The organism is [Clostridium] symbiosum ATCC 14940, assembly GCF_000466485.1.
In the GTDB taxonomy this organism is placed as follows: domain Bacteria; phylum Bacillota; class Clostridia; order Lachnospirales; family Lachnospiraceae; genus Otoolea; species Otoolea symbiosa.
Map to the genome: position 1 here is coordinate 34,288 of NZ_KE992873.1, position 11,965 is coordinate 46,252.

Annotated in this window: 7 protein-coding genes; 6 read left to right on the forward strand and 1 reads right to left on the reverse strand. The window is 49.4% G+C overall.

Annotation, left to right across the window (positions count from 1 at the left end):
- Nucleotides 1–29: 29 nt before the first annotated feature.
- Complete coding sequence (locus CLOSYM_RS08120) at nucleotides 30–1,430, reverse strand: hypothetical protein (RefSeq protein ID WP_021641746.1); 1,401 nt, start codon at nucleotides 1,428–1,430, stop codon at nucleotides 30–32.
- A 581-nt stretch (nucleotides 1,431–2,011) separates the two neighbouring features.
- Here CLOSYM_RS08120 and miaB point away from each other — a divergent pair.
- The 6 genes from miaB to CLOSYM_RS08150 all read left to right on the forward strand — a co-directional run bounded on the left by miaB (nucleotide 2,012) and on the right by CLOSYM_RS08150 (nucleotide 11,929).
- Nucleotides 2,012–3,484, forward strand: a complete 1,473-nt coding sequence (miaB, locus tag CLOSYM_RS08125) for a tRNA (N6-isopentenyl adenosine(37)-C2)-methylthiotransferase MiaB (protein WP_044902257.1) — start codon at nucleotides 2,012–2,014, stop codon at nucleotides 3,482–3,484.
- 14 nt (nucleotides 3,485–3,498) lie between these two features.
- Nucleotides 3,499–4,809, forward strand: a complete 1,311-nt coding sequence (locus CLOSYM_RS08130) for a L,D-transpeptidase (RefSeq protein WP_003504046.1) — start codon at nucleotides 3,499–3,501, stop codon at nucleotides 4,807–4,809.
- A gap of 35 nt (nucleotides 4,810–4,844) precedes the next feature.
- Nucleotides 4,845–7,487: a DNA mismatch repair protein MutS gene (gene mutS, locus CLOSYM_RS08135; protein WP_021641749.1), complete on the forward strand. Its 2,643-nt coding sequence runs from the start codon at nucleotides 4,845–4,847 to the stop codon at nucleotides 7,485–7,487.
- Between the two features lie 18 nt (nucleotides 7,488–7,505).
- Nucleotides 7,506–9,560 (forward strand): DNA mismatch repair endonuclease MutL, encoded by a 2,055-nt coding sequence (gene mutL, locus CLOSYM_RS08140; RefSeq protein WP_021641750.1) that lies wholly within the window; start codon nucleotides 7,506–7,508, stop codon nucleotides 9,558–9,560.
- Between the two features lie 103 nt (nucleotides 9,561–9,663).
- Nucleotides 9,664–10,617 (forward strand): tRNA (adenosine(37)-N6)-dimethylallyltransferase MiaA, encoded by a 954-nt coding sequence (miaA, locus tag CLOSYM_RS08145; protein WP_009298264.1) that lies wholly within the window; start codon nucleotides 9,664–9,666, stop codon nucleotides 10,615–10,617.
- Between the two features lie 28 nt (nucleotides 10,618–10,645).
- Nucleotides 10,646–11,929: a methionine gamma-lyase family protein gene (locus CLOSYM_RS08150; protein WP_003504039.1), complete on the forward strand. Its 1,284-nt coding sequence runs from the start codon at nucleotides 10,646–10,648 to the stop codon at nucleotides 11,927–11,929.
- Nucleotides 11,930–11,965 lie beyond the last annotated feature (36 nt).

Genomic DNA, 11,965 nt, shown 5'->3' on the forward strand with positions numbered 1-11,965 from the left:
CCGGCCGTACCGGCGGCGTCCTCACCTGCTTATTCTAATCTATAAAACATAGCCTCATCGAATAAAGCCGCCAGCTCAGCCTGGTCGCCGTACTCAAATCCGATTCTCCCCTCATATGCCATGGAATCACAGAAATCCGTCGCCACGTAGATTCGAAGCGTCCTGCCATCCTCCCTCAGGAAATCGATTGTTGCCGCATAAGGACACTTGGAAAAGCCGTACACATTGGTATCGTTTATCGCCCGGTCCATCATCTTTGATAAGGTATTAAGCTTTTCCCTGTCTTCGATTGTCTGCGTTCTCACCTCCTGGGTGAATGTCTCATCACCGCTGCCCGACGGAATCAAAAATTCAGGGAATGTCATTGCGGCGCTCTTTAATGGTATTTTAAACCAATCCGGATCAAAGTCCCTGTAATCAGTCCCAACGACATTCTGTATTTCCTCCATTACAAGCCGGTAAAGTTCTTCATTCCTCTGAAGGGCTATAAATTCATTATCGTTTTTGGAATGGACTATCATATAACCCGGAGTATCATGATTCCCAAAAAACTCATATTCCCGGTCATCCAGAATCAGACTTGCACCGGTGGGCAAAAGAGAGCGGTCCATTTTGCGCAGACGCGTCCAGGCCTCCTGACGTGTGGCAATACCGGACTCTGTCTCCGAGGAAGACAGCAGTCCGCGGATTATTTCCGCTTTTTCATCATCTAAGGAAATCTGGCAGGGATATGGTTCTGAATAAAATTTCACCGTGTCATCGTTCTGGTAATAGAACCAGACCGAAGGACTGTTTCCATCGTAAAATGAAAGGCCCGGTTTGCTTTTCAGGAAGTCAAGCGCCGCCCTTCCGTTTTCATTGAATGCATATTGAAAAGACGGATGAGCCGTACTACCTGATGCTCCCGACAATCCAAAACAAAAGCTGTCCAGCGTATCATATCCGAACGGCATGTCTAAAAATGTATATCCGCCCAGGCGGTAGAGAAGAATTTCCGTACCATCCCCGTTGTAATAACCAATTCTCAGTTCTTCACCATCCGTATCAGGTCCCGAATAATTGGCAATGCTGACATTCTTAAAATCATCGTAAACCGGCGCATCCTCACGCCGGACCGCAATATAATACTCCATCTTTCCGCCGTCGGTCCGTCCCGTAACATCATAATGTCCCAGAAGCAGATCCGACAGCTTCTTTGTCCTGCTTTCTTCCACCGGCCGGAAAACGGCATCGTCAATATAGCGTTCCACGAGGGAAATATATTCATCCTGCAAACGGAGAGCCGTTACTTCCTCTGTTTCCTCTGTTTCGCCTCCAACCGGCACAGCAGGGACGGAGACGGCGGGTTCCCTGCTCGCAGAGGGCGGTTTTGCGCATGCGGATAGGGCAGCGATAGCTCCAAACAGGATTGCGCAGTATAACTTTTTCATAAAAGATACCTTTCTGAATACTATGCTGACCGTTTATACGTTTGACGGGCACAGATGTCAGACCTTCCATATTTTAGTTCTTCTGTCAACAACTTCATAATTACAATATCATAAATGGAACAGGAGTTTCAATTAACAATCTCTTAAGAGTTATTACCTTTTTTGCGATTCACCGGTCCCCTCATTATTCGGCGGTACTGTGAATGTTTTTGTCATTATATGCCGGTAGTGGAAGCTGCTTCCTCATTTTCCAGCAAAAACAGCCTTTCAGTGGGGGAATTGTAGTAAAAATGTAAGATAGAGGGAAAATTCGTAAAAGAAATGCACTTGATAAATTCATTCCATTATAGTAATATTAACTAATGTATAAAAATGATGGTTACTATTCACGGCCAATATCCCGCGAGGCGTTTTTTGTGAGTGAAGCGTAGCGGAAGTCACAGAAAACCCGAGGATAGCGGCGCGAAACGGCGTTTTATGCCGTTTCTGTGCATCGCGAAGCGTGTTACTGTTCGCGGACCGCGCTTTTTGGCCGTGAATAGTAACAAACGATGGAAGATGTAAGGAGAAATACATATTTTATGACTTCAATAGATTACGAGACAATCGACCTGTCCGGCCTGCCCCCTGAGACGGAGCCTGCCAGACAACAATATTTCATTGCCAGGTGCAGACAATGGGTCACAGAAAAGAGCGAAGAGCTGGGAAGACCGATGACCTGTTTTATCTCAACCTTCGGATGCCAGATGAACGCCCATGATTCGGAAAAGCTGATGGGAATCCTCCTGGAAGCCGGATTTACGGAGGGGCAGAGCGAGGAATCCGACTTTGTTCTTTATAATACCTGCACAGTCCGCGAGAATGCAAATCAGCGTGTTTACGGACGGCTGGGCTATCTGAACAGCCTGAAAAAGAAGAATCCCCATATGATAATCAGTCTCTGCGGCTGCATGATGCAGGAGCCTGAAGTGGTGGAGAATCTTAAGAAGAGTTACCGCTTTGTCGATATTATTTTCGGCACCCATAATATATACAAGCTGGCCGAACTTCTCTCAGAGAGAATTGACGGCAGGAAAATGGTAATTGATATCTGGAAGGATACCGCGAAAATTGTCGAGGATCTTCCGTCCGAACGGAAATACCCGTTTAAATCGGGGGTTAATATCATGTTTGGCTGCAACAATTTCTGCAGCTACTGTATCGTTCCTTATGTCAGAGGACGGGAGCGGAGCCGTAATCCGGAGGATATCATACGTGAGATAGAAGCGCTGGTTGCAAGCGGTGTCGTAGAGATTATGCTTCTCGGCCAGAATGTCAATTCTTACGGAAAGAATCTGGAAAAGCCCATCACCTTTGCAGAGCTGTTACAGCAGATCGAGCAGATTGAAGGACTTGAGCGGATCCGGTTTATGACATCCCACCCCAAGGATTTGTCGGACGAGCTGATAGAAGTGATGAAACATTCACGCAAGATTTGCCGCCATCTGCACCTCCCGCTTCAGTCGGGCAGCAGCAGAATATTGAATCTGATGAACCGGAAGTATACAAAAGAACAATATCTGACGCTGGCCGCGAAAATTAAAGAGGCGATACCGGATATATCCCTGACCACCGATATTATTGTCGGTTTTCCGGGGGAGACGGAGGAAGATTTTGAGGAAACCATGGACGTGGTTCAGAGAGTCCGCTATGACAGCGCCTTCACCTTTATCTACTCCAAACGTACCGGCACGCCGGCCGCCTCCATGGAGGATCAGGTTCCGGAAGATGTGGTAAAGGAGCGGTTTGACCGTCTTCTCAAAGAAGTGCAGGCGATCTCCGCCCAGGTTTGCGGCAGGGAAGTCCACACCGTACAGGAGGTACTGGTGGAGGAACCGGATGATCATGAGGAAGGTTTTCTTACAGGAAGGCTTTCCAATAACACCATCGTGCACTTCCCCGGAAGCAGAGAGCTTATCGGGAAAATTGTCAAAGTATACCTTGAGCAGTCCAAAGGCTTTTACTACATGGGCAGGCAGCTTGACGCCGCCCGGGACTCTATTAAGGATAAATAAGGAGGAAATTTTCTATGAAAAAGCACTACAAGGGTCTTGCTGTTGCCTTGTCGGCGGTAATGCTGGCCGGCGGAAGTTTTACAGCATATGCAGGACCTGCAAGTGAAGCCGGCTCACCGGCCGCACCATCAGGCAATTCAGGCGATAGCGGTTTTGGTCCGGGCGGCACAACTGCCGCAGGGCACCAGCAGCAACAGTCTGACACAGAACAGGCAGCGGTGGAGGATACCTCTCTTCATGTAGCAGTAAATTATACGTTTGAGTCTGCCGGAGATATCACGGCTTTCTCCATGGACTTGAAGAATTTTGACGGAATCGGAGGAGTGTCCTACCGTGCCTACACGAATACAGGAGGATTCCTGTGGTGGTATCATGACGGAGGCCTGACAGGCGTTCCCGGAGACGGCAACTATGTAGAGGCATTCCAGATCCAGCTGACCGGAGATGCCGAGCGTCTTTATGACGTCTACTACAGCGCCACATCAACAGGCCAGGGGAAGATGGGCTGGGCTATGAACGGTCAGATTGCCGGAACCAGCGATATCGGTGAGAAGCTTCTCGATATCGAAGTGGTACTTGTTCCGAAAGGAGCCCAGGGACCGGTGAGCGATGCTCCCAGATATGTGACTCCGCTTTCAGGCCGCCTTGTCCTCGCAGAAAATGCGACAACACTCGTCAATGAGGATGGAACGGGCTACAACGGATGGGTATCCAACGACCATGCCCGCTATTATTTCATCGACGGGCATGCGCTTACAGGATGGCAGTATGTAGACGGCTATAAGTTCTACTTTGATTCCTACGGCCGCCTTGTACAGAATGTGGAGCCGTTAATCGGCAAACAGAGCAGCTATCTTTTGAAGGTAAATAAAACCCTCAACTGCCTGACCGTCTATGCAAAGGATGGGAATAACGGCTATATTCTCCCGGTAAAGGCTATGCTGACCTCGGTGGGAGACGATACGCCAATCGGAACCTTCTATACTCCTGAGAAATACCGCTGGAGACTGATGGTAAACGATACTTATACGCAGTATGCAACAAGAATCACTCAGGGCTTCCTGTTACATTCCATTACATATGAGGAGCCTGATATTAACAAGCTGATGACAGTTGGATACAATGGTCTGGGAGTTACCAGATCGCTCGGCTGCGTACGCTTAACGTGTGAGAACTCCAAATGGATCTATGATAACTGTGCTCTCGGCACAGCGGTTACGATTTATGAAGATCCAAATGTAGCCTCCCCGTTCGACGTGCCTGAGCTGGTTCCGCTCTCCTTCGAGCAGACATGGGATCCGACTGACCCACTGATTGTGAGATAAGAGAAGAGAGGTAAAACGTGGCACAGCTTTCACCAATGATGACCCAGTATCTGGAGACTAAGAAACAATATCCCGACTGTATTCTGTTTTACAGACTCGGAGATTTTTATGAGATGTTCTTTGAGGATGCCTTAACGGCATCCCGGGAACTGGAAATTACATTAACTGGAAAAGACTGTGGACTTGAGGAACGCGCACCTATGTGTGGCGTTCCTTATCACGCGCTTGAAGGTTATTTGAGTAAACTGGTCCAGAAGGGCTACAAGGTGGCAATCGGAGAGCAGGTGGAGGATCCGAAGACGGCAAAAGGTCTTGTGAAGAGAGAGGTAATCCGGGTCGTTACGCCGGGTACCATTACCAATTCCCAGGCTTTGGAGGAGTCGAAGAATAATTACCTGATGGGAATCGTTTATACGGACGGAATATTCGGAATCTCCGTGGCCGATGTCAGCACCGGCGATTACCTTGTCACCGAAGTCAAATCAGAGCGCAATCTGATTGATGAAATCTACAAATTTTCACCTTCTGAGATCATATGCAATGAAGCATTTTATATGTCGGGAATCGATTTAGATGATTTGAAGAACAGACTTCATGCTGTAATTTCAGATCTGGATAATCGGTTCTTTTCTGATGAATTCTGCAGAAAACTTCTGCGGGATCATTTTCATGTAGAGAATCTGGAAGGCCTTGGACTTTCAGACTATGAGACCGGCACCATTGCCGCCGGTGCCGTGCTTCAGTATCTCTATGAGACGCAGAAAAATTCACTGGAGCACCTGACCAGAATCACCCCCTATACAACCGGCCAGTTTATGATGCTCGACACCTCCACAAGGCGTAACCTGGAGCTGATTGAGACGCTCCGTGAAAAGCAGAAGAGGGGGACCCTGCTCTGGGTGCTGGACAAGACAAAGACGGCGATGGGAGCCAGGATGCTCCGTTCCTTTGTGGAACAGCCGCTGATTCATAAAGAAGAGATTTTAAAACGGCAGAATGCCATCGAAGAGCTGAATATGAATTATATCTCCCGGGAGGAAATCTGTGAGTATTTGAATCCAATCTACGATTTGGAGAGACTTCTGGGACGCATCAGCTATAAGACGGCCAATCCCAGAGATCTGATATCCTTTAGAAATTCCCTCGAGATGCTGCCGCACATTAAACATATTTTAAAAGAGTTCCGTTCAGAGCTGCTCACAGAGATTGAAGGACAGCTTGATCCGCTGGAGGATTTAAAAAAGCTGATTGACGAAGCCATCATCGACGATCCGCCTGTTTCTGTCAGGGACGGCGGCATTATAAAGGACGGCTTTCATGAGGAGGCGGACCGGCTGCGCCATGCCAAAACAGAAGGAAAGACATGGCTTGCCGAACTGGAGCAGAAGGAGAAGGAAAGCACCGGTATTAAAAACCTGAAAATCAAATATAACAAGGTGTTTGGTTATTATTTTGAGGTTACAAACTCCTTCAAAGATCTGGTCCCCGATTATTTTATCCGGAAACAGACGCTTACCAATGCGGAGCGTTATACAACCGACCGTTTAAAAGAGCTTGAGGATGTGATTATGGGGGCGGAGGACAAGCTGTTCTCCCTTGAATACGAATTATTCTGCCAGGTCAGGGACGGTATCGCCGCAGAGGTAAAACGGATCCAGGAGACGGCCCATGCCGTCGCCCTCACCGATGTGCTGACTTCCCTCTCCGTGGTGGCTGTAAGGAATAATTACGTTAAGCCTTCCATCAATGAAAAGGGGATTATCCATATTAAAAACGGCCGCCATCCGGTGGTGGAGCAGATGATGTCCGGAGGAATGTTCGTGGCGAACGACACTTATCTGGATAACGGAAAAAACAGGGTATCCATCATTACAGGCCCCAATATGGCCGGAAAATCCACTTATATGAGACAGACTGCGCTCATCACGCTGATGGCCCAGGTGGGCAGTTTTGTACCGGCGGATGAGGCTGATATCGGCCTGTGCGATCGGATATTTACCCGTGTCGGCGCATCCGATGATCTGGCTTCGGGCCAGAGTACCTTCATGGTGGAGATGACTGAGGTTGCCAATATCTTAAGAAACGCAACCCGCAGCAGCCTGCTGATTCTCGATGAAATCGGGCGGGGAACCAGCACCTTTGACGGTCTTTCCATTGCCTGGGCTGTTGTGGAGTACATAAGCAACACAAAGCTTCTGGGTGCGAAGACACTCTTTGCCACCCACTATCATGAACTGACGGAGCTGGAAGGCACTATGAGCGGTGTCAACAATTACTGTATCGCCGTCAAGGAACAGGGAGACGACATCGTATTCTTACGTAAAATCGTAAAAGGCGGTGCCGATAAGAGCTACGGAATCCAGGTCGCAAAGCTGGCAGGTGTTCCGGAGCTTGTAATCGAACGGGCCAAGGAACTGGTGGAGGAGCTGAGTGATGCTGATATCACCGCCCGGGCCAAGGAAATCGCGGAAAACGGCCCCGGCATTGTGGCGCACAAAAAACTCAGCAAACCGGATGAAGTGGATCTGCTTCAGATGTCCATCTTCGATACGGTCAGCGAGGAGGACATTATAAAAGAACTGATGGAACTGGAAATCAACCGCATGTCCCCCATAGACGCCCTGACCACGCTGGATAAGATGCAGTCCCGTCTGAGGAACCGGTGGGTTAACCAGTAAGTATAAGGAGGCGAAACGATGGCAAACATTCAAGTATTAGATCAGAATACGATCAACCAGATCGCAGCCGGTGAGGTAATTGAACGCCCTGCCTCCGTTGTGAAGGAGCTGCTGGAGAACGCTGTCGATGCCAAATCCACGGCGGTTACGGTGGAAATCCGTGACGGAGGACTCTCCATGATCCGCGTGACGGATAACGGCTGCGGAATCCCGAAAGAAGAAATTCCGCTTGCCTTTCTGCGCCATGCGACCAGTAAAATCAGGACGGTCGAGGATTTGTTCACCGTAGCCTCCCTGGGGTTTCGCGGAGAGGCTTTATCCAGTATCGCCTCCGTGGCCCAGGTGGAGCTTATCACAAAAACCACAGGGAGCATGTCAGGTTCCAGATATCAGATTGAGGGCGGAGAGGAGATAGCGTTAGAAGAGGTGGGGGCTCCGGAAGGGACCACCTTTATCGCGAGAAATCTCTTCTATAATACGCCGGCCCGGAGGAAATTCTTAAAGAGTCCGATGACGGAAGGCGCCCATGTGGCGGATTTGGTGGAAAAGATTGCCCTTTCCCATCCGGAAATCTCCATACGGCTGATTCAGAACGGACAGAGTAAGCTTCATACATCCGGCAACCATAACCTGAAGGATATCATTTATACCATATTTGGACGGGAGATTGCCGCCAACCTGATTGCGGTGCAGTCGGGGGCCGATCCGGTGAAAGTCGAAGGCTTTATCGGCAAGCCGCTGATTGCAAGAGGCAACCGGAACTATGAAAATTATTTTATAAACGGACGGTATATTAAGAGCAGTCTGATAAATAAAGCAATTGAGGACGCCTATAAACCGTTCATGATGCAGCACAAATACCCGTTTACAATGCTGCAGTTTACAATTGAGCCGGAATTTCTGGACGTAAATGTCCATCCGGCCAAGATGGAGCTGCGTTTCAGGGACGGAGAGATGGTCTACAGAATGGTGTACCATACGATTTCTATGGCCCTGTCCCAAAAGGAGCTGATTCCCCAGGTGGAACTGCCGGGAGGCGGCCAGGAGAGCGCCAATGCGCAGGCCAGGGGCCTGAAGCCGGTTGTAATTAAGGAAAACCGGCCTGAGCCTTTTGAAAAACGCAGGCTCCAGACGGAATCACTGATTAAGTCTGCGGCCACGTCAGAGCTTTCGGGAGAACCGGAGACCTCCGCTTATACCGAACGTGTGTCAAAAACTGCTTTTCCGGCCATTGCCGACATGCCTGCCGTTTACGGCCGGCAGCCTGCTTCGGCAGGCATGGCAGATGCCGCAGAACAGCCGGAAACTCTTCGAATGCCGGAAACTTCAAAGACGCCGGAAGCCTCCGGGCCTTTGGAGCTCCCAGAGCAGTACAGGCCGGTACCGGCAGAAGGAAAAACACAGAATCCGGCAGGGGCCAAAGAGATACTTCCGGAGCAGGAGCCGCCGAAGCAGTTAGATCTCTTTGAAGAAAAGCTGCTGACAAAACAGGCAAGAAATGAACATGTTCTGATCGGCCAGCTTTTTGACACTTACTGGCTGGTTCAGTTTCATGATAACCTTTATATCATCGACCAGCATGCGGCCCATGAGAAGGTACTTTATGAAAAAACCATGGCCTCGCTTAAAAAGCGGGAATACACCTCCCAGATGATCAATCCTCCCATCATCCTGACTCTGTCGGGAAATGAAGAGCTGATGCTGAAAAAATACATGGAACATTTTACAGCGGTTGGTTTTGAGATAGAACATTTCGGCGGTAAGGAATATGCAGTACGGGCCGTTCCGGCCAATCTGTTCTCTATTGCCAAGAAGGAACTACTGATGGAGATGATAGACGGCCTGACCGACGGCGTCGATCAGGGAACGCCGGACATAATTAATGAAAAAATAGCATCCATGTCATGCAAGGCAGCGGTAAAAGGCAATCATGCAATGTCGGCCGCTGAAGCAGACAGTCTGATTGACGAACTGCTGGAGCTGGAAAATCCGTATGCCTGCCCCCATGGAAGGCCGACGATAATTACAATGAGTAAATATGAGCTGGAGAAAAAATTCAAACGAATCGTATAGGAAGTTTACATAATTAAATTATGTAAACTATATAACGGTTTTCAACTCGGAAGCAGCACCGCATATGCAGGAATAATAGCAAGGACAATAGCAGGAACAATATATGAAGAAACCTATAATCATAATAACAGGCCCTACGGCCGTAGGAAAAACCTCCCTCTCCATCGGCCTTGCCAAACGGATTGGGGGAGAGATTATCAGCGCTGATTCCATGCAGGTTTACAGGCATATGGATATCGGGTCCGCAAAAGCCACAAAAGAAGAGATGGATGGAATTCCCCATCATCTGATTGATATACTGGAGCCTTCCTGCGACTTTAATGTCGTCATGTTTCAGAAAAAGGCCAGGGAAGCTCTGGAGGATATTTATTCCCGCGGTTCCCTGCCGATTATTGCCGGAGGCACCGGCTTTTATATACAGGCTCTTCTCTATGACATCGATTTTACGGAGACAGAGGAGGACAATGCTTTCCGCTGCGGGATGGAACGGCTGGCCCGTGAAAAAGGTCCCGGCTTTCTCCATGCCATGCTTAAACAGGCGGATCCGGAATCAGCTGCCGCGATTCATCCGAATAATATTAAAAGGGTCATCCGAGCACTGGAATACCATCATCAGACAGGAGAGAAGATATCGGATCATAACGAGGCTGAACGGCAGAAGGAATCACCCTATCAGTTTTTCTATTATGTCGTAAATACCGACCGGGCGATTCTTTATGAACGGATTGACCGCCGCGTGGATCAGATGATCCGGGACGGACTGATAGAAGAGGTGAAATCTCTCAGGGCCATGGGCTGCACCAGACAGATGGTATCCATGCAGGGACTTGGCTATAAAGAGATTATGGATTATCTGGATGGTTTGTACAGCCTTGAGGAGGCCATCCATATTCTGAAGCGTGATACAAGACATTTTGCAAAGCGCCAGCTTACCTGGTTTAAAAGAGAACGCTGCGTGCGCTGGCTGAACCTGCCTGATTTTGATAATGACAGGGAAAAAGTGCTTGAATATATAATCGCGGAGTTCAATCAGGAGACGCAGACAGCACATCACTGAATTTTACCGTTATGAAAGGAAATGAAAAATGGAATTGGAAGAGATATACAAAAACCTTGGAATCAGCCGGGAAGTACTTGAATTCGGCAGCAGGACCGAGGCTATGCTGAAAACGCGCTTCGAGGAAATCGACAGCAATGCGGAATATAACCAGTTGAAGGTGATTGCTGCAATGCAGAAAAACCGGGTCAGCGACATTCATTTTTCCGGTACGACGGGATATGGATATAATGATCTCGGCCGGGAGACACTGGAACAGGTGTACGCAGACGTGTTCCACACAGAGGATGCCCTGGTACGCCCGCAGATTACCTGCGGAACACATGCGCTTTATACGGCCCTGGCCGGCAATCTGCGCCCGGGTGATGAACTTCTGTCACCAGTCGGAAAACCATACGACACGCTGGAGGAAGTCATCGGCATCAGGCCGTCGAACGGTTCACTGAAAGAATATGGGATTACGTACCGTCAGGTAGACCTCCTCGGGGACGGAAGCTTTGATTTTGACGGGATTAAAGCCGCCGTTAACGAGAAAACAAAGCTTGTGACCATACAGCGTTCCAAAGGATATGCCACCAGGCCGACTCTCTCGGTGAAGAGAATTGCCGAGCTGATCGCCTTTGTCAAAGGAATCAGGGCGGATATCATCTGTATGGTGGACAACTGCTACGGCGAATTTGTAGAGCGTATCGAGCCGAGTGACGTGGGCGCCGATATGGTGGTCGGCTCCCTGATTAAAAATCCGGGCGGCGGCCTTGCTCCCATCGGAGGCTATATTGCCGGAACAAAAAAATGCATTGAAAACGCCGCCTACCGTCTCGGCTCCCCCGGACTCGGAAGAGAAGTGGGGGCCAGCCTTGGTGTCAATCAGGCTCTGTTCCAGGGACTGTTTCTGGCCCCGACCGTGGTGGCGGGAGCTTTAAAGGGAGCCGTATTTGCGGCAAATATCTATGAAGCCCTTGGTTTCCAGGTCGTACCGAACGGAACCGAATCACGCCACGATATAATCCAGGCCGTCACCTTTGGAAAACCGGAAGGCGTTATCGCATTCTGCCAGGGAATCCAGGCGGCCGCCCCGGTGGACAGTTATGTGACACCCGAGCCCTGGGACATGCCTGGCTATGATTCCCAGGTCATTATGGCAGCCGGGGCATTCATCCAGGGCTCTTCAATAGAATTGTCTGCCGACGGGCCCATCAAGCCTCCCTATTCCGTGTTTTTCCAGGGCGGACTGACTTGGTACCATGCAAAGCTTGGGATTCTTATGTCGCTCCAGAAGCTGCTGGATGCCGGTCTGGCAAGGCTAACCTGATCATGGAGATTTAACTGAGGTTGTGAGGACGCGTCC

Bases quoted from the DNA above. Each gene is read 5' to 3' on its own strand.
- CLOSYM_RS08120 (WP_021641746.1), bottom strand. From the start codon at position 1,430: ATGAAAAAGTTATACTGCGCAATCCTGTTTGGAGCTATCGCTGCCCTA.
- miaB (WP_044902257.1), top strand. From the start codon at position 2,012: ATGACTTCAATAGATTACGAGACAATCGACCTGTCCGGCCTGCCCCCT.
- CLOSYM_RS08130 (WP_003504046.1), top strand. From the start codon at position 3,499: ATGAAAAAGCACTACAAGGGTCTTGCTGTTGCCTTGTCGGCGGTAATG.
- mutS (WP_021641749.1), top strand. From the start codon at position 4,845: ATGATGACCCAGTATCTGGAGACTAAGAAACAATATCCCGACTGTATT.
- mutL (WP_021641750.1), top strand. From the start codon at position 7,506: ATGGCAAACATTCAAGTATTAGATCAGAATACGATCAACCAGATCGCA.
- miaA (WP_009298264.1), top strand. From the start codon at position 9,664: ATGAAGAAACCTATAATCATAATAACAGGCCCTACGGCCGTAGGAAAA.
- CLOSYM_RS08150 (WP_003504039.1), top strand. From the start codon at position 10,646: ATGGAATTGGAAGAGATATACAAAAACCTTGGAATCAGCCGGGAAGTA.